The organism is Microbulbifer sp. MKSA007 (genome assembly GCA_032615215.1).
Classification (GTDB): Bacteria; Pseudomonadota; Gammaproteobacteria; order Pseudomonadales; family Cellvibrionaceae; genus Microbulbifer.
This window is the reverse complement of record CP128433.1, coordinates 2,219,322-2,238,937: the sequence shown is the minus strand read 5'-3', so window position 1 is coordinate 2,238,937 and position 19,616 is coordinate 2,219,322. Positions and strand designations below refer to the sequence as shown.

General features: G+C 46.6%; 14 protein-coding genes. 4 read left to right on the top strand and 10 right to left on the bottom strand.

Going from position 1 to position 19,616, the window contains the following annotated elements; all coding sequences use genetic code 11:
• Nucleotides 1-137 precede the first annotated feature (137 nt).
• The 6 genes from QT397_12830 to QT397_12805 all read right to left on the bottom strand — a co-directional run bounded on the left by QT397_12830 (nt 138) and on the right by QT397_12805 (nt 9,421).
• On the bottom strand, nt 138-1,982 hold the full coding sequence (locus tag QT397_12830; GenBank protein WNZ58177.1) for a hypothetical protein: 1,845 nt from the start codon (nt 1,980-1,982) through the stop codon (nt 138-140).
• 780 nt (nt 1,983-2,762) lie between these two features.
• On the bottom strand, nt 2,763-3,989 hold the full coding sequence (locus QT397_12825) for a phytanoyl-CoA dioxygenase family protein (GenBank protein WNZ58176.1): 1,227 nt from the start codon (nt 3,987-3,989) through the stop codon (nt 2,763-2,765).
• A 36-nt stretch (nt 3,990-4,025) separates the two neighbouring features.
• Nucleotides 4,026-5,252 (bottom strand): phytanoyl-CoA dioxygenase family protein, encoded by a 1,227-nt coding sequence (locus QT397_12820; protein ID WNZ58175.1) that lies wholly within the window; start codon nt 5,250-5,252, stop codon nt 4,026-4,028.
• A 67-nt stretch (nt 5,253-5,319) separates the two neighbouring features.
• The gene (locus QT397_12815; GenBank protein WNZ58174.1) at nt 5,320-7,326 is read right to left on the bottom strand and encodes an alkyl sulfatase dimerization domain-containing protein; all 2,007 of its coding nucleotides are present in this window, start codon (nt 7,324-7,326) and stop codon (nt 5,320-5,322) included.
• 176 nt (nt 7,327-7,502) lie between these two features.
• A complete protein-coding gene (locus tag QT397_12810) occupies nt 7,503-8,657 on the bottom strand; it encodes an acyl-CoA dehydrogenase family protein (protein WNZ58173.1) in 1,155 nt (384 codons plus the stop codon).
• Nucleotides 8,658-8,911: 254 nt separating this feature from the next.
• The gene (locus QT397_12805) at nt 8,912-9,421 is read right to left on the bottom strand and encodes an Lrp/AsnC ligand binding domain-containing protein (GenBank protein ID WNZ58172.1); all 510 of its coding nucleotides are present in this window, start codon (nt 9,419-9,421) and stop codon (nt 8,912-8,914) included.
• A gap of 141 nt (nt 9,422-9,562) precedes the next feature.
• Here QT397_12805 and putA point away from each other — a divergent pair, with 141 nt between their 5' ends.
• On the top strand, nt 9,563-12,709 hold the full coding sequence (gene putA / locus QT397_12800; GenBank protein WNZ58171.1) for a bifunctional proline dehydrogenase/L-glutamate gamma-semialdehyde dehydrogenase PutA: 3,147 nt from the start codon (nt 9,563-9,565) through the stop codon (nt 12,707-12,709).
• A 61-nt stretch (nt 12,710-12,770) separates the two neighbouring features.
• Here the strand turns inward: putA and QT397_12795 are convergent, their stop codons facing one another.
• Nucleotides 12,771-12,893 (bottom strand): hypothetical protein, encoded by a 123-nt coding sequence (locus tag QT397_12795; protein ID WNZ58170.1) that lies wholly within the window; start codon nt 12,891-12,893, stop codon nt 12,771-12,773.
• A gap of 70 nt (nt 12,894-12,963) precedes the next feature.
• Between QT397_12795 and QT397_12790 the strand changes: the two genes are divergently transcribed.
• The 3 genes from QT397_12790 to QT397_12780 all read left to right on the top strand — a co-directional run bounded on the left by QT397_12790 (nt 12,964) and on the right by QT397_12780 (nt 17,285).
• Complete coding sequence (locus QT397_12790) at nt 12,964-13,353, top strand: hypothetical protein (GenBank protein WNZ58169.1); 390 nt, start codon at nt 12,964-12,966, stop codon at nt 13,351-13,353.
• A 556-nt stretch (nt 13,354-13,909) separates the two neighbouring features.
• Nucleotides 13,910-15,886, top strand: a complete 1,977-nt coding sequence (locus QT397_12785; protein ID WNZ58168.1) for an alkyl sulfatase dimerization domain-containing protein — start codon at nt 13,910-13,912, stop codon at nt 15,884-15,886.
• A gap of 715 nt (nt 15,887-16,601) precedes the next feature.
• Complete coding sequence (locus tag QT397_12780) at nt 16,602-17,285, top strand: hypothetical protein (protein ID WNZ58167.1); 684 nt, start codon at nt 16,602-16,604, stop codon at nt 17,283-17,285.
• A 528-nt stretch (nt 17,286-17,813) separates the two neighbouring features.
• On the opposite strand, the gene QT397_12775 is transcribed toward QT397_12780, so the two are convergent.
• From QT397_12775 to QT397_12765, 3 genes are all read right to left on the bottom strand, one after another.
• Complete coding sequence (locus QT397_12775; protein ID WNZ58166.1) at nt 17,814-18,362, bottom strand: SLATT domain-containing protein; 549 nt, start codon at nt 18,360-18,362, stop codon at nt 17,814-17,816.
• Nucleotides 18,363-18,461: 99 nt separating this feature from the next.
• The gene (locus tag QT397_12770; GenBank protein ID WNZ58165.1) at nt 18,462-18,818 is read right to left on the bottom strand and encodes a hypothetical protein; all 357 of its coding nucleotides are present in this window, start codon (nt 18,816-18,818) and stop codon (nt 18,462-18,464) included.
• A 93-nt stretch (nt 18,819-18,911) separates the two neighbouring features.
• Nucleotides 18,912-19,517 (bottom strand): DUF4145 domain-containing protein, encoded by a 606-nt coding sequence (locus QT397_12765; GenBank protein ID WNZ58164.1) that lies wholly within the window; start codon nt 19,515-19,517, stop codon nt 18,912-18,914.
• Nucleotides 19,518-19,616 lie beyond the last annotated feature (99 nt).

Genomic DNA, 19,616 nt, shown 5'->3' with positions numbered 1-19,616 from the left:
AAAAAATGATGCACCCTATTGTAATGGCACGTATATATGAGTTACGGAAACAACTTAAAGGGAGGGAGATAAATACCACAGATGCAGAGGTATAATTTAATTTGGGGCAAGCCTAAGCTTACCCCAAATCAGCACAATTAATTTACACTGTCAGAATGATAAACTATTGCCTGCCAAACATTTTGTTGGCCACCTATATAATTATCCAGGGTAGGATTCTTAATATAGCTCCAGGCAACCTTACCATTACCCAAGTACATAGGCTCATCCAAACCACCCCAACCGTAGTCAGTCAGTTTTACCGGCCCCTCAAGTACATTTAAGTCTGCATCAATTTCCATTACATAGTAGGCTTTTGGCACCAGCATACGCATGGCATCACCACTCTTATTGTAACTGCGATTGTACGGGAGGTTATCGGAGATACATTGGAACTGTGCGTAACCAAATAAGTAACGGCCATTTTTCAGATCAACCAACTGAGGATCACTAATTTGGCAATCGGAATCCGTTGCCAGCCACTCAATACCATTGCCTTCAATACTGCCTTCCCCATCAACTTTTGCAATACCTACACGTGTCAGGGAAGTAGTATCCAAGGCATCTCCAGAGTAGAGACCCTGCCTCGAAATTACGGGATATTCACCACTGTCGATATATGAGAAGAAGCAATTGCGAATGCCGCTATCAGCACATTGCTCATCGAAGGGTCCATCGCCACTAATATCGATGCCCAGCTCGTCCTGTAAGAACATATCCATGTTCGCATCTTCAATGTACTTCGGAGATACAATAACTGAGAGATTTGTATCGGCATCAACCGGGACAACCGTATGGCCACCACCGTTGGATATCATTGCACTTGTCGAGGGCACTAAATGATTATAGGTGCCTTCATAAACAGAAGATCCACTGTCCTCCATTTTAATGGCGATCGCATTCAGGCCCGGGGATGGATAATATTTATTTCCGTCGCTGGTACACAGAGCCCCGTACATCTCATTCCCCGGGTTGTAAAAGGCTCGAATATTCAGAACGTGGCCATGGCCACACGCCCAGTACCAACCCCGGTGATCATCTCCAGAGAAGGACATTGACCAGTCATCCCGATTGATAACTGTCAGCCCTGCCGAATAATGCGAACCGCTAACAAGAACACGAGCTGTCACGGAAAACGCATAACTTGTGCGCCCCTGGCTATCAGCCTCTACGTACAATAGCTCTTGAGCTCCTAAATGAGTCCCGCCGTGCATTTTATTGACAACATAGGCATCTGGAGTTTCAGTTATAGGCTTGTTATCCCACTCCATTAGCCAGATCTGGTCATTATACTTCTTCTCATTATCGGTGCCTGCAACACTGTCAAGATTGTCTTCAATCTTCATCCAGGTTGTACCGTACTCTTCTACCAGATCTTTTTCGATATCATATCGCTCACTGGCCTTATATTCGGTATTGCATAAAACAGCTACCCTGGAGCAATCCGAACTGGCCGTAATACCATGTGACTCATAGCATTGATTCAGAATGGTGGCGTTACCCGTCTGCTCGAAGCTCATGCTATCTGGGTTATATTGAAGCTCGTAAACGGACCCATAGGTTGTATCAGAGGCACTATTCCCCTCTGACAAAGTTGTGGATACATACATTTTTGGCTGGGCAGTATCCGTAGCACAGGAGGCCGTATAGCTACGGATAGGAATATCAATATTTTCCTCATCCTGCTCACTGTCCGTACGGCCAATATAGTGGGCCAGCTGGTAAACTTCCTGAGCATTTACCATTGCGTTAGGCAAAGTGATATCTGTAGCGGTAATTGTTGCAAACCCGAGTTCAGCTGTTGACACATCTCCAACGGTTACAGTCGATGGGTCATTATCAGGCAATGAGGAGTCATCCCCGCTATCATCTGACCCGCTATCACCTGTTCCACTTCCTCCATCTTGATTACCCCCACTATTATCATCTCCGCCATCGCTCACAGGTGGTGAATCGGAGTCAGAATCCGACGAACCTCCCCTCCACCACAAGCTGCAAGTGCCGCGGTTAGTGCAATTACCAATAATTTCTGCCCGAATAACTTTTCCATAATCGCCTTAAGTGCCGTGTTTTTTATTTTGGTGTTAGGTACTGTCCAAAATATAAGTTCCGGACAGTCATGAAATGCAAAAGTGGGCGAAATTTTAGCGGAAACGAAATTTAATTCTGTGCGTAACTTAAAAAAATATGAACACAATAAGGAAGCTTAAAAATGAGACATTCAACACCGACAGGACCCTAAATAAGGCGTACAAACTCCAGGCATCGAAAGATAAAAAGATAAAAAGATAAAAAGATAAAAAGATAAAAAGATAAAAAGATAAAAAGATAAAAAGATAAAAAGATAAAAAGATAAAAAGATAAAAAGATAAAAAGATAAAAAGATAAAAAGATAAAAAGATAAAAAGATATTAAATAGGGCAGTATCCAACACTAACCTAATGATAGGATAGAAAAGCAAATAAAAAACCAAACTAACACACAAATATAGTCAAAAACTCCGCCACCTGAATTCAGCCTCTCTCCTATCATAGATAGGTCAAACACATCAACTACACCTGAAGAAGAGGCTGGTTTTTCAAAGTATTTCAGCCAGAAAACTTATACAGCAAAGTAACAAGTGAGGATTTCCAACTGCAGACCGCATATAACTCTACAACACAATATAAAGAGCAAACTACAAGAGACCAAGTAAGACGCTCTCTTTTAAAGGTACATAAAGGTTAATCTTTCAATATCTTGTTGTAGCCAAAAGAATCCTTACCATAAACTTGAAAGCTACCTACCTCTGGAAGTTCATACTCCACCATTCCCTCCGCTGTTGAGTATACATCCTTACCTCCCGGTGCGACCCGTACATGATTTGCCGTACATCTTCCCACAAAGGAAAACCGAGAATTACTACTACATGTATTTGGATATGATGCATGCATATTTAGAGATGAAAACACAATGCACTCACCCGGCTTCATCTCCATATCTTTAACTTTGAACTTATCAAAGAAATCCTCTCCTAAGAGCTTCGCTGCCGTAAGAAAGACAAATATACTCTTAGTGAAAATCCGACCAAACAAAACCACCTTAAAAACATCAAAAAAATATCGGAATGAAAAAGGAAGCAAAGAAATATAAAATAACTTATTATCTTGTATAAAGCTGTATAGAAAATCCATTCTTGCATCACTAAACGACCCCGGCAAAAATCTCAAACAGCCATTTTCAATAGTAGATTCTGATAGAGCGACCCAAGCAGTAAGCTGTATCACTGCGGGATCAGTATCTTTTGTAGGCTGCAGTTTCGCATATTTACCAGTCTCCCTAAAAGTCGCATTTTGGTGCCATATAGTGCCGCTAGCACCAGGAAATTTATCGAAAAACTGTGATCGCCAACACATCACCTCATCACCCAATAGACTGGCAAGCTTGTGCGATAATTTTGGATTCCTCAACAGCTCCCTAAAAGACTTCATTCTAAGAGCCTGGTAAAGTCCAGCACTTTCAATTACCCATTGTCCATGCCGCTTTTCTATCTCTCTTACTTTACTGCCAACATAGCTTACCCCTTGAAAGTCTTCAGCAAATGCGTCTTCAGCCTCTTTACGTAAACTTGCTGCCTGATCTTCAGAAACCAACTGAAATGGTGGCAAATAACCATTTTTTTCAAAGTAACAAATTTGCTCTTCTGTTAGGAAATCATCCTTACCACCATCCCTTGAGACATTTTTTCTCGGAATAGTCACCGTCATATTTCTAAGCTTATCCAGCTCATCAAACATCTGCTTCTTTTTCGAACCACGCCATGGGAGGATTAATAGCTTATAAAGCAAAACAACAGTGATCATTATTAGAACTTGAAAGGCTTGCACTTTGGAGATCGCAAAATCTGCAGCATCCCCCATAGAACCAAATCCCTTCAGCATCTCCGAAAAAGTACTTTTTCCAGTCTCCATAAAACTTAACCTCATTCAAGTAATGACTACCCCCCACTAGTTTCGCATTACTTTGTTGTACCCATACGAATCACCACCATATATCTGAAATGAACTAACCTCTGGCAACTCAAACTCAACCATGCCTTCAGCACTAGGAAATCTATCTTTACCAGAAGGGGAAACCTTTACATGAGTTGTGGTACACCTCCCAAGAAAGGAGAACCGGCAGTCAATTTTTGTTATGTTCGGGTAAGATGCATGCATATTTAAGGCAGAAAAAATAAGACATTCTCCCGCCTTCATTTCAACATCAAGAACCTCGAAATTTTCAAAAAAATCCTCCCCTAAAATCTCCACAGCTGTGAAAAACACCAAGGCACTCTTTGCAAATATAGAGCCATAGAAGCCGATTTTTGCCATAAAGTATAAATGAGGAAGTGAAAGCGGAAGCTGCGACAGATAGAAGAATCTATTGGTTTGCATATATTCATATAGGTAACTAATTCTCGCATCCGAAAACGATCCAGGAAGTAAAAGTAAGCAGCCATTTTCACGAGCAGCATCAGTTAGAGCCACCCACGCATTCAGCTGAACTATCGCTGGGTCTGCATCTAACGCTGGTTGAAGCTTGGCATATTTACCTGTCTCACGGAAAGTTGCATTTTGATGCCAGACAGTGGGGCCAGTTCCCGGCATCTTATGGAAAAATTGACTTCGCCAACAAATAACTTCGTTGCCAAGTAGACTAGCTAAACGGTGCGATATTTTAGGCTTTCTTAGAAGCTCTCGAAATGAAGGGGGACTTAGTGCCTGATAGGCTCCAGCATCTTCTATCGGCCAGTCCCCATGCCTAATTCCGATATCACGAACCTTATCCCCGAGAAAACTAATTCCATGGAAACTTTTATCATATTCATCAAGGGCAAGCCCCTTCAGCTTGACAGCCTCACCCTCTGAAACAACAGAAAATGGGACCAAAAAGCCATTTTTTTTGAAGAAATCCAATTCACCCTGTTTAAGGAAGTTGCTCTCCCCCTCCTCATTTATTTCATCAGGCTGTGGGAGTCTAAGAGGCAAGTTCTTCAGGGCATCCAGATCTGAAAAGAATTTCCTTTTCTTCCGCACTTTCCATGGGGTAATCAAGAGGCGATAGATAACAAAACCTATGATTGCCAAATATATATGTAACCTCTGAAACCAAGAAATAGTGAAATCGGCACTATCCTCCAAAGTACCTATCCCTTTCAACATCTCAGATAGAGTACTTCCCTTATTTGCCATTCACTTCACCCTATTCCTATGGATCAATACTTTTTCGCAATCCGCTTACTTCTGAGTCAACCCGATCTTAGAAATCCTTTGGCACCATCTTATCCATCGGTTCAGGCGTAACCAGGTTCCACCAGAAATCAAACCGGTCCATTAAAGAAAGTAATATCTTCAACTCTCCCGCATCGCCCTCAATTTTGATTTTCCCATCCTCCATCTTCTCCTGGATAGATGCACTACCCAAGATGATATCATTGAGATCTGAGCGGTTTATCTGCACACTGCTTCCTGGATTCTCAACTGGGGGGCCATAGTTCAACACTGCATTCTCAAGCACAAGCGCATACTTTTCTTTTACGTCCGGCATATTGATATTGATGGAGAGCTTTTTGCCAGTTGCCTTTGGGCCGTTGAGTCGAATTCCCAGATAATCAAAAATCAAACCAGCCGGCATACTGCGAATAGTGTCCGGGCTCGCAGTCAGAGGGACAGGGTATCTCTGGATACCATCCCGCAACTCCCTGGCACCACTTAAGAAAAAATTTCTCCAGGTGCCATTCTCCTGCTGATAACCCAATTGCTCTAACGCATCTGCCAATAGGTCTCTTGCTGCACGATTATTAGGCTCTGCGGAAACCAATTTATCGAGCACCTCCGCAACCCAGCGGTACTCTCCTGCCTCATAGTCTTTCTTTGCTTGCTTGATAATATTGGCGGCCCCGCCCATATACTCGACGTACTTTATTCCCGCGGCCGTCGGTGGCATTGGATACAGGCGAGCGGGATTGCCATCAAAAAACCCTAAATAATAATTCCATACCGCACGGGTATCGTGATTTACACTGCCGTAATAGCCGCGATTGGCCCAATATTGTGAGAGCTCTGGAGGCAACTCCATCAGCTCAGCCGTTTGAACCATGTTGTACCCGTGATTGGCTAATCGTAGGGTTTGATCGTTGAGGTACTTGTATAGGTCTCGCTGCTTTTTCAGATGATTCACCACATTCTCTGGTCCCCAGGTTGGCCAATGATGGGGTGCAAACAGAACTTCGGCTTTTCCACCCCAGCGCTGCACGGTTTCATTGAGGTAGCGAGACCAGTCACGAGCATTTCGGACCTTTGCTCCCCGCAAGGTGTAAAGGTTATGTAAGGTGTGGGTTGCATTCTCAGCAGCGGTTACGGCTTTGAGTTGAGGAATATAGAAGTGCATTTCTGCCGGCGCTTCAGAGCCCGGCGCCAAGAGAAACTCAAAGATAAGTCCATCCAGTTCCAAAGTTTGCCCGGTCTCAACAATGGAGTCTGTCGGTTCTATCAGTGTGATGGTGCCAGTGGAGGTTTCAAGACCGAGGCCAGACCCTAAGGTACCTTTGGGATCTTTAGGGATCAGGTTCCCGTACATAAAACTGGCACGACGCGCCATATGATTTCCTGCAAAGACATTTTCACTAACAGCTTCAATCAGGAAATCTTGCGGGGCTATTACCTTAACCTTGCCTGATTTTACATCTTCTTCATCGATAACACCGCGAACCCCCCCATAGTGGTCAACGTGACTGTGGGTGTAGATCACAGCAACGACAGGCTTGTTTCCGCGATGCTGCCGATAGAGGTTCAACGCTGCTTCAGCCGTCTCGGCAGAAATCAGCGGGTCCATAACAATGACCCCGGTATCGCCCTCAATAAAAGTTATATTGGAGAGGTCCGCACTGCGAACCTGGTAGATTCGCGGTATCACCTCATAGAGACCGCCCTCCGAAATTAATTGCAGTTGCCGCCACAGACTGGGGTTGGCACTGTCAGGAGCCTCTTTATCGCGAGCAAATTGAAATTGCTCCAAGTTCCATACCGTATCGCCTTTGCTGTCTTTAATAACACCATTATTTGGTAGAGGAGCAATAAACCCCCGCTTTACATCCTCAAAGTCCTTCCGATTTGCAAAGGGGAGCTCTTTCAGTACAGCCTGGTTTGATTTCATTGTGACGACACTGGCGGGATTGGGTTCTTGCGCCATGACACTTACGATCGTTAGCGAACAGGCAAGGAATACTAAAAATAGCGAAAACAGCGGCAGCTTGTTAACGTTCATCAGTTGTTTCCTTTCCATAATTCACAAAGTGAAGCGGCAGAGCCCCTTGTAGAGGATAGGTAGGAAACTATTAAGCGGGCGGGTATTTATGCCGGCATCAGGAGAATAACTGACAAATTTAGGGTGAAAGAAACAAAAAAGCCGGCGAAGAGCGCCGGCTTATGTGTCATTAAATATTATCTGACATCCAGTAAATGCCTGGCAATAATCAGGCGCTGGATCTCACTGGTACCTTCGTAGATTGTAGTGATTCTCACATCCCGACTCATACGTTCGAGTGGATATTCACGGGTATAGCCCACACCACCGTGCATTTGCAGAGCTAGATAACATGCCTCGTTAGCCTTCTCACTAGCGAACAGTTTGCCCATTGAAGCGGCAGGGCCAAACGGCATTCCGGCATCTTTCTGCCAAGCGGCTTGCAGCAACAGGAGTCGCGCACCTTCCATCTCAGTATATTTATCGGCAAGCTGCCATTGCAGCCCCTGGAACTCCGCCAGTTTTTTTCCAAACTGCTCCCGCTCATGCAGATAGGCCCGGGCACAATCCAAAGCTTCAAAGCCGATACCCAGCGCCAGGGAGCCAATACCGATTCGGCCTCCAGCGAGCTCGCCTGCAGCAATGCGAAAGCCGCGATTTTCTTCACCCAAAAGATGGGAGGCAGGAATACGACAATTGTCGAAAGAAACCTCATTGGTAACAGAGGCTTTCTGTCCCATTTTTTCTTCGGCCTTGCCAATCACCAGGCCAGGTGTACCGGCTTCAACCAGGAAACAGGAAATTCCTTTGCCTTTTGGCGCGGAAGAATCTGTCACCGCCCAAACAACAAAAATACCAGCAAATTCGGCGCTACTGATAAAGAGCTTGCTGCCGTTAAGAACGTACTCATCACCCTGCTTTTCCGCGCGGGTACGCATAGAGGCCGCATCCGAACCGGAACCGGGCTCCGTGAGACAGAAAGAACCCGCAGGGTATTCTCCACTACAGATTTTGGGGAGGTATTTTTGGCGCTGCTCTTTCGAACCTACCGCCTGAATAACCTCTGCCACCATATTGGTTACGGACGTGGTCGTTGCAGCAGAGGCACAGCCCCGCGCCAGCTCGGCGATCGCCAGGGAGAATGCGACAGTACCAGCACCAGTACCGCCGTAATTGGGATCAATATTGATTCCCATAAAGCCCAGCTCTGCCAATTGCTTGAGCTTCTCCAACAAGAGCTCTCGATTACCGGTCTTGTCGAGTTCGGCAGCAATAGGTTTCAGTTCACTGTCAGCAAATTGCTTTGCCGCATCCTGAATCATCTGCTGTTCTTCGCTCAGTGAAAAATCCATACAGTACCTACTTATAGTTATTACGGACAAATCACACGGCACCCACCTTGGTACCGCATCGCTATGCCGAGCATAATAAAAACCGCGCCGACAATGGTTGCCAATTCCATCTGTTCATCCATGAAATCAGCAATCAATCCCTATGATTGAGGCCTGAGGAGAGAATTCAGATTCCTGCCCAGGTTCATAAAAAAGCCAACCAGCAAAATCGCTACAGTTCTTTCACTCCGCACAGGATATTTGACTGCGCTCAATTAGCGCCGCGAACCTTTCACACTGGGTTCTGGGTCCGGTACCGCTACAGCGGTATCAGTCTTCACTTCCTCCATCACCACATAGGTGTGGGTTTCCCGTACTCCCGGTACGGATGCCAGCTTTTCACCGAGGAAGCGGCGATAACCCAGCATATCCTTAATACGAATTTTCACCAGGTAGTCAAAACCACCGGCAACCATATGGCACTCCTGGACCTCCTCCAGTCCAGCCACATGCTCATTAAAGGCTTCCAATGCCTCAGTCGCTGTATTGTTCAGGGTCACCTGGATATAGACCACCAGGCCCGCATGAACTTTGAGCGGGTCGAGTAGCGCTACATAGTCGCGAATAAATCCTTCCCTTTCGAGCCGCTTGACTCGCTCCAGGCATGGGGTGGGACTAAGGTTAACCCGGCGCGCCAATTCCACGTTCGGCAAGCGGCCGTGACGTTGCAGAATTCGCAGTATTTGGCGATCAATACGATCAAGATCTTCCAACTGTCGAGACATTACAAAATACCCTACTGGTAATCACGCAATTAGGCGTGATATTTAACCACAACTCGCGACATTATGGCGATTAATTCTAACGATTTTCGCACATAATCCGGTTTTTTATTCTGACCCTAGATATAGAGCTTGGGAGACGATATGTCGACAAACTTCGCCGGAGACCTCCAGAATGCCCGAGACCGGGCACGCGAGTATTTGCACGCCGACGAAAACCTCTGCGTGAGCGAGCTGCTGGCTGCGCCACGCCCCAGCGACGAGATGCGCAAGAAAATTCTGAACACCTCGCGCGCACTGGTTCATCATTCGCGACAGCAGCGCAGCAAGCGCGGAACGCTGGACGCTTTCCTTCAGCAATTCGGCCTTTCCAATAAGGAAGGGGTTGCATTGATGTGTCTTGCAGAGTCCCTGCTCCGGGTACCAGACGCCGATACTGCCGACAAACTAATCGCCGAGAAAGTGCATTCCGGCAACTGGTCCAGCCATCGTGGCCAGTCCGACTCCCTGTTTGTGAACGCCTCAACCTGGGGCCTGATGCTCACCGGCAGCGTGGTGGAGCTGGACCCAGATATCACCGAGCGCCCCTCCCACTGGATGAAACGCCTGGTTAGCCGTATCGGCGAGCCCATGGTGCGCACCTCCATGATGCAGGCCATGAAAATTATGGGTGGCCAGTACGTACTCGGCCGCACCATCAAGGAAGCCCTGAAACGCGGCCCCAAAGAAAACCTCCCAGGCACCCGCTTTTCCTTCGACATGCTGGGCGAAGGCGCCCGCACAATGGCCGACGCCCACCGCTACTTCGATGCCTATATGATGGCTATCGAAGAGATCGGCAAAGACAACACCCAGCGGGATGTGGTTGAGGCCAACGGTATTTCCATCAAGCTTTCCGCCCTGCACCCCCGCTACAGTGTGCTGCAGCGGGATCGCGTAATGGACGAATTGCTGCCCCAGGTGAAGCGTCTTTGTGTCGCCGCAGCCCAATACGATATGGGCCTGAATATCGATGCAGAAGAGGCAGACCGCCTGGATATCTCGCTGGATATCTTCGAGGCCCTCGCCCGCGACCCCGAAATTAAAGACTGGCAAGGATTGGGCTTTGTACTCCAGGCCTACCAAAAGCGCGCCCCCCACGTCGCCGACTGGCTGATTGCCCTGGGCCGCGATACCGGCCGCAAACTGATGGTGCGCCTGGTTAAAGGCGCTTACTGGGATAGTGAAATCAAACACTCCCAGCAGATGGGCCTGCCGGACTACCCGGTGTACACGCGCAAATGCCACACCGATCTGTCATATCAGGTCTGTGCGAAAAAACTGTTGGAAGCTGGCGATGCAATCTATCCACAATTTGCCACCCACAACGCCTACACCGTCGGGCTGATTCTTGAGTTGGCTAATGGCCGCACCGACTTTGAATTCCAGCGCCTGCACGGCATGGGCCACTTGCTGTACGCACAAATTGAAGCGGTACACGGCAAGCGTGTGCCCGTGCGCGTCTACGCACCCGTGGGGGCACATCGTGACTTACTGCCCTACCTGGTTCGCCGCCTGCTGGAAAACGGAGCTAATAGCTCCTTTGTTAACCGCTTTATGGACGAGGCAACGCCGGTTGAAGCCCTGGTCCAGGACACCCTGGAACAAAGCGAAGCCTGCAACCCCTACCGTCACCCGCAAATTCCTGTCCCGGAGAATATTTATATGGGCGCAGAAGCCCTGCCACGGAAAAACTCACACGGCATCGAACTGACTGATCCACTCTCCGTTGAGCCCTTGCTGAAAGAGCTTGAGCAGCAACGCGAAAAGCATTTCCTCGGTGGCCCTATCGTCAACGGCACCATGGGCGAAGCGGAAGAACCGGTTTTCAACCCGGCAACCGGCGAAAAAATTGGACACACCGCGAATACTGATAAACACCTGATTGAGCAGGCCTATGCCTCCGCCACTGAAGCGCAGATCGACTGGGATCGCCAGGGTGGAAAACACCGCGCGGATATTCTCGATAGAATTGCTGATCTCTACGAAGATAAAGCCAATGAACTGGCTGCAATTATTTGCATTGAAGCGGGCCGCACCCTAAATGATGGCATTAGTGAAGTGCGCGAAGCTATCGACTTCTGCCGCTACTACGCCAACGGCGCACGCCAGCATTTCAGTGAGCCCACCGAACTACCCGGCCCTACCGGTGAACAAAATCAGCTGTATTTGAGTGGCCGTGGCACCTTCGTGTGCATCAGCCCTTGGAACTTCCCCCTGGCAATCTTTACCGGCCAGGTAGTTGCCGCACTTGCCGCCGGTAATGCCGTACTGGCCAAACCCGCAGAGCAAACCCCCATCATCGCTGCACACGCCGTGCGCTTGATGCTCGATGCCGGCGTGCCGCCAAAAGTACTGCACTTGATCACAGGTACCGGCGCCGCAGTGGGCAAACTGCTGATCGAAGATCCCCGCCTGGGCGGTGTAGCCTTCACCGGCTCCACCGAAACCGCACGCCTGATCAACCAGCAGCTGGCAGCGAAAGAAGGCCCGATTGTACCGCTGATCGCCGAAACCGGCGGCCAGAATGTCATGGTCGTAGACTCCACCGCCCTGCCCGAACAGGTAGTAGACGATGTAATTCAATCTGCCTTCCTCAGTGCCGGTCAGCGCTGTTCCGCTCTGCGTATCCTGTGTGTACAGGATGTCATCGCCGATAACCTGCTGAATATGCTGAAAGGCGCGTGTGAAGAACTGACCCTCGGCGATCCCGGTAAACTGGATACCGATATCGGTCCGGTTATCGACGAAAAAGCCCTCGGCATGCTGGAATCCCATCGCGAGCGCATGGCTAAAGAAGCCAAGCTGCTATTTGCATTTGAGGAAGCAAAGAAGCCCAGCAATGGCACCTTCTTCGGCCCGCAGGTAGTAGAGATTGAAGATTTCTCCGTGCTCAAGCGCGAGACTTTCGGACCTTTCCTGCATGTAGTTCGCTTCAAGGCAGACGAGCTGGAAGACGTAATCCGCCGCATTAATGCCACCGGCTACGGCCTTACCTTCGGACTGCATTCCCGCATCGAAGGCCGCGCCCACGCGGTATTCAAGCGTATCAACGTCGGCAACTGCTATGTAAACCGCGATATGGTTGGTGCAGTAGTAGGTGTTAACCCCTTCGGCGGCCACGGCCTATCCGGCACCGGCCCCAAAGCCGGTGGCCCGCACTACCTATTCCGCTTCGCCAGCGAAAAAACCAAAACTATTAACACTGTTGCCACCGGCGGTAACACTGCACTGTTTACATTGGGGCAATAAGCTCCCATAAAACAACGAGAGAGCGGGCTTTTAGCCCGCTTTTTTGTGGAGAAACATTTCGCTAACCACCCACAAAGTACCAACTCCAAGCTTCCCTTCCCCGTAAATTTTTCAGCCCCTGTAAAATAATCGGATGAATCAAAGCAATTACTTCAATTTCAACCGCAGCCTTTTGCAGCAACAAGCCATGTATTTTCTTTAACAGCCCCACATAAGGTATAGTTGGCCAACTCTATAAAAATAGAATGGATTCAATGAAAAATACAATAGCTGGAATAATAATAGGCTTAGTCGCCGGATACTTAGGCCCATTAATTACAGAATATTCTGCAGCCATCGCTATACCCGAAGCTTTCAGAGCACTCCTTTCAGATGGAGGGGCTGTCCTTTGGGAAATTTTTGTTGTCCATTTACTAGGATATGGACTAATTGTTTTCACACTCATTTTCTTAGCATCTAGGCTGATAAAACTGCATCCATGGGCAACTGCAGCAATTGCCATTATTGCCTGCGAAGCCACTCTGTATTTTTTCCACACCAGTGAATACACACTTTACCTGCCTCATATCGTAGCTCTGGCATTTTGCGCATTCTTAAGCGCAACGCTCTCTAGAAAGAGCGTAAATATATCACCTGCCGCTTAATTACCTCTCGAGTTAATATTAATAGAAGTTAAAGAATTTTTGATCGGCGACCTGTTCAAATTCCAGCCAGATGGTGTCTTATTTTTAAAATAGAATTTGATAAATAAGACACCCTGTTTTGAATGGCTAGCTTGGTACTAGCACCAACAGAAAAAAGCTAAAAATAAACTTACCTTTACGACCATCTACTATCATAGAAACCTTCCTAAACCTGTTAAATATAAAATCCCTAAGGGCATATAAAAACAGACCAGATTAAACTATCAGCTACGACAATCCAGCGTCTTCGATTCAGGAACCACAAACTCTTCACACATCACAATGCCGACAATCGTGACTGTATTGGTAGAAAATACAAAGCCCAATGACAAAACTGGTTAACCAGTGGGTAACATGAAACTGCTTCCCTTGCAGAAAGACTTTTACGCCGCCAAAGGGACAATTCTTGTCTTGACGCGCCACCGCAGGTGGGAGAAGCTAAGGCCACTCTGGGCAATAAAAACCCTGTCCCAGTATAAAAATGAAGTTTCATGTACACCGATTTTGGGGAGTCTCAATGCGCTCGCTGATACTGATGTGGTTGCTGTCCTTCTTTTTGATTGCCTGTGGTAGTGAACCGAAAACTCACACAGAAAATTTAAATACCGAGATCAAACCCGCCTCCAAGGCAACTATTTCCCACAATAGATCCCTGGCAAAACAACTCCCCTTCGGCGATGAAACTGATTTTCTGCTGGCTAAACGAGGCTTTATTGAATCTATTCCCGGCGCCCAAGTGAAAAATACCGAAGGTCGGGAAGTCTATGGGCTATCCCAGATGCAATTTTTACAAGGTACCCCTCCTGATACCGTCAACCCCAGCCTTTGGCGTCAGGCCCAGCTCAACGTCCTGAATAACGGCCTGTTCAAAGTGGTAGATGGTATCTATCAGGTGCGCTCGCTGGATCTGGCCAATATGACTCTGGTGCAGGGAGAAAGCGGCTGGATTGTTATCGACCCTCTCACTTCCGCAGAGACTGCAGCTGCAGCTCTTGCGCTGGCCAACAAGGCACTAGGAGAGCAACCTGTAAGTGCCGTTATTTTTACCCATAGCCACGCAGACCATTTCGCCGGTATAACTGGAGTTCTGACTAAAGAACAGCTCGCGAGCGGTTCTATCGACATTATTGCACCAGAGGGTTTTGCTGAGGAGGCGATTAGCGAGAATGTGCGCACCGGGAATGTGATGCAGCGCCGTGCGTTATACCAATTTGGAAATTTGCTGCCCTCCAGTCCGGAGGGTTTTGTCTCATCCGGCTTAGGCAACCGGGTATCAGATGGTGAGCACGGAATAGCTACACCAACAATAGAGATTACTGAAACCGGTGCAGAGATGACAGTCGATGGAGTGGACATCGTCTTCATTAACACACCCGGGGCCGAAGCACCCGCAGAGATTGTGTTTTTCTTCCCTCAATTTAACGCACTCTGCATGAGTGAGATCGCCAACCATACACTGCATAATATTTACACTCTACGTGGTGCGAAAACCCGCGATGCCAAGGCCTGGAGTCGCTATATTGAGTACGCCATGGAGAAATTTGGCGATAAGACCGAGGTGGTTTTCAGCAGCCACCACTGGCCCACCTGGGGCAAAGATGAAGCTATGGATTACCTGGCTAAGCAGAGGGATCTTTATAAATATATCCACGACCAAACACTGCGCCTAGCTAACCACGGTTACGATATGGTCGAAGTCGCAGAGCGCCTTGAGCTGCCCGAGAACCTCTCTCAGGCTTGGGCCAATCGAGGATACTACGGCACTGTCAATGTTGGAGCCAAGGCAGTTTACAATCGCTATCTGGGTTATTTCGATGGCAACCCAGCAAACCTCCACCCTATTCCTCAGGAAGAAGCTGCAGAGCACTACATCGACTACATGGGGGGAGAAGCCATTATGGCTCGGGCCCGACAGGATTTTGCCCAGGGCAATTATCGCTGGGTAGCCATGGTGCTAAAGCACTTGGTTTTCGTTGAACCTGAGAACGAGCAAGCCCGTTATCTATTGGCTGATAGCTTGGAGCAACTCGGCTACCAGGCAGAATCTGGTATCTGGCGCAACTTTTATCTCTCCGGAGCCAAGGAATTACGCCATGGTATTGAATACCGTGAAGAAATACTGCCCGATGAAGAAATAGTAGCGCGAGTCCCTCTCCAGCTGCTTTTCGACGCGATGGCGGTGCGCCTTAATGGTGAGAAAGCGGCAGATGCAGATATCCGCTTAAATATCGATATGACTGACACTGGAGAAAAGTACTTAGTCGTAGTACAAAATGGGGTGCTGCACGGCTACCCAGGCCGACACAGTAGCGAGCCCTCTGCCAGCCTCGCTCTGAACAGTACCGACTTACGTATGATGTTTAGCGGGTTAGTAGGCGCCCCTACTCTAATCAAAGATGGTAGACTCAAGGTGAGCGGAAATCCTTTGGCACTAATAAAATTTGGGCGGTTATTTGATAAATTTGATCGTAATTTTAGCCTTGTAACACCTTGAAGAAGTTAAGCGCCCAGCGTGTAAAATTCTAACTAACCACAAACTGTAATACGCCTGATAACAGCAGATATCTGACCCATACCAACCCAAACAATACAGAGCCTTTTGGGCTCTGTATGTTTACAAGGCTAAATTCTCCCTACCCAAGAAAGTCATACTACCGATTGATAGAATGTGCCCCGCATAGCACGTGAACCCATCTGCCAAACTAACTACCCATTCGTCTATTTCAAACCTGCATCAGCATTCAATAACTGTTCAACCAAATTGAAAATCATGACACACAGAATGCAAAGTTCTGCAGGAAACTTCTTAGATAGATTAATTTACAAGAGCCTCTAAAACAGCCTCTGCAGTGATTAAGATAATCTCGGCACATAATAAGATTACTCACCACCCCACCTCACTCCGCCCTAAAAGCCAACCTGCTATAAACCACGAATAAAACCTATAACCGCAGAATCACAACCTAAGCCAACCATATATTAAATCCAACTTAAAAACCCTCAATTTACTCACAATAGAAATAGACAACACGCACAAATCAAACCTATTACTATTTATTGATATTACGCACCAAACAACAAATACGTAATAGTTCTTCTAGCCGTCAACATCGAAAATTACAAAACCTTACAACGGCTTGATTGGCTCACATAAAATATTTACTGTCCACACCGCATTATTAAATCGTATTGGACAATGGAAATGGACAATGGAAGATATAATGGAACTTTCGGTAGCAACAAAGATTGCTGCAACAGATACGACAGCCAGGGACTTTAAGTCTTATCGATCATTTCGCACCAAAATCCTTGCAGCAACAAGGATTGAAGATGGTCTTGCGGTAGATTCAAAATACTACGATGAGTTGCTAACTTCCTCCGGGGCATTAAATGTCTGGTCGTTGTATATGCTTCAATCACTTGAATGCATGATTGAAGCGTCTCAGGTTGCACTTGAATCTCTTGATCAACTCAAGGATAGTCTTTCAGAAATTCTAAGGCTTGATGCGGATTCACTTTTAATACAGATACGCGCCAATACAGAGGTCGATGAAACATTGGCGACAGCGCTTAAAGAAGGTTTAAAAAAGTATGGCACTACGGAGAAATGGCTCTTAACTCTTCGACAAGCACTTTTAAGCAGAATAGAAATTAGCGAAGAAGGAAAGCGCCTAGTTGAGGCTATTCAGGAAGGTCGACCACCGGAAAGACCACAGCTGTTTCCCGTCTTAACCTACCTTCACGACGACTCTCTTGCTTTAATTTTTTGTTTGCTTGGCGGCCTCACAATGAAGGCAATCTGCGTTGTTACTCTACTAATTGCCCTCGCACCGCACAGCCCTAGCGAACCACCGCCGCCCCCTCCACCACCACCGCCACCCCCTGAGGACTAACAAAATTAACAACTCCAACAATACATCGAGTTCATTGTGGTATGCAGTTAAAAATTAGAGTACAACTTAATTGCATGAGTTATTGCTAGTGGCAAGGGCGGCAGAGATAAAGCACTGAGCGCCCTTGTCAGTTTCCATCTATATTTCTATGATTCTATTTGCAACACAAGCTATAAATAAATCCACCTAACTGCACTGAGAGCTTTTGCAAGAACTGTTAGCTAACATTCAGCAAGTCATCTGATTAAATATTTACCAACTGAAAGCCAAACCTTATTTGCCTATCCATGTTTAGGATTTGGGCAGTATCGATAACTTAAGTTATTTGTCGTCTCGTAAATATCACCACTGGATACACTCTCATTAATTTGGCAATAGTAACCATATCGACTTGAAGATCTTCAGCTGGAGCTACAACTCCAACTTTGAGCTCTGATGCGTACCCAATAACGCGTTTTTCACTTACTATTTTAGGCGCACTCTTCTACCCTATTCAAAAGGCAAGCATCTACTCGAAAAGGAGAGATTTCAACTTCCTTTAGCAGAGGCGCAGCCTTGTTTCGCCCTTTGGTTTGACTTGTTAGCCTTTTTTAGCGAGTGAAACTTATTTCTAGCGCCACTCAAAGCTGAGTCAGATATTGGGCATTCCTGTGCCTTTTTATTTGCTTCGCTATATTTTGATTCTAACGCGGAAACTGATGCCCAACCTTCTTCTATGCTCATTACATCTGCTTTTATTTTTCCTTTCGATATCCTGGACTCTCTCTCAATGTCAGAGTACAAATTACCGACTTCAATATGTAGCATAGATTTTTTCTGGTAGCTTAAGTATGTTTGAACTCCTGCAAGAGTTGCTGCCAGAAGTGATAACACAGAGATTATTGTGCCCGAATAATCGCCTAAAGACTTAATCAAGGTTGAGCCAATAAATACATTTATTATAACAACCGGAACTCCAAGAATTAGCGTCAGATTTTGTTTGGAGCTGGATGATTTAAAATGCGCAAACTTACAAGTTGCTGCATTCATCTCTATCCTTTCAAATTCAATTAGGAGTGTTTCCTTTTTATCCATCATTCCTCCTTGTAAGGCTAACGACTACAACAGGGGTGGCCGGAGCGTAGCGTAGGCTGTCCCGCGAAGGGCCAAAGGCCCGCAGTAACCTGCTTGTACTTGTTAAGCATTTGCTAACACCCCAGCTAACCAAAAAATAGTGATGTACATTAAAGCGGTAAAGCTGATTATAAATATAACTTGCAAAATGGATAGTTTGGAATGGATACCAAAATCAATGAGCTCATAAAGTTTTTTGGGGAAGTTCTTTTTTATACTTAGTATAACCATAATTAATGCTATACCTACATAAAGCAACACGATACCCCAAAATCTCTCTGGTTCAATATCAATACTGATTGTTTCTGAGAGCCCAGCTCGTTTATAACCAATTACTTTACCGATCACAACAGCAAACACGCAGTAAGCTAACGTGAAAATGGCAAACAGTAGATGAATTAATCCAACTTTCTGCAGCATTGCTGCTCCATACTTTAGGTGTTTAACGTTGCCAGCAGGGGCCGAAAAACCAGAGCGAAGCGGCGGTTTTTTTGGTCCCTCTGGCTGGCTTTGTTAGGCAGCTGGCTCTGGTTGAGGGACAATTGCAGGGAACTCGTAAATAAATTTGAGTAGCATTTCAGTGAAAGCGATAAGCTCTTTTGCATCAATTTCGTTCATTAATGCGATTTCATGGGTTGCCTCATTGCCTTTTTTACGAATATGGTCGACCCAATGCTTTCCATTAGGTGGTGTATACCCGTTATCGGAAAGGTAGTTAACATACTCAATGAAACGGAGCCCCTCTTTGGCCCCTTGGTTTACCGCGATATTCATCAACATTTTTCTACAGAGTAATACTGCTGCTGTATGGCAGTTCTGTGATGTACAGCGCCTAGCTTCGTTATAAAGCGATTCAAGTTCTTCGGGAACATGATTAACTGAATTTCCGAATGATGCTGACGGATGCCGATTTGCACTTAAGTCAAAAAAACTCGGTCCGTGACAATTTGAACAAATGTAAATGCCACCAACTTGTTGTCCGCTGCCATCACCGTGCGCTCCTATTTTATACCCTTTGTCAGAAGAGACGTAAACGCCGCAATAACCACAGTCAAAGGGTACATTTGGAATATCTTGAAGTGATCGCCAGTTGTACTTTCCTTTCTCAAAAAATTGCATAAATTTCTTCCGATTTGATTATGCCTAACGCCTCAATAACCGGCAGCGTTGTGGCGCAGCCACGCTTTTAGCTGTCCGGCGCCGTAGGCGCGTAGTTAA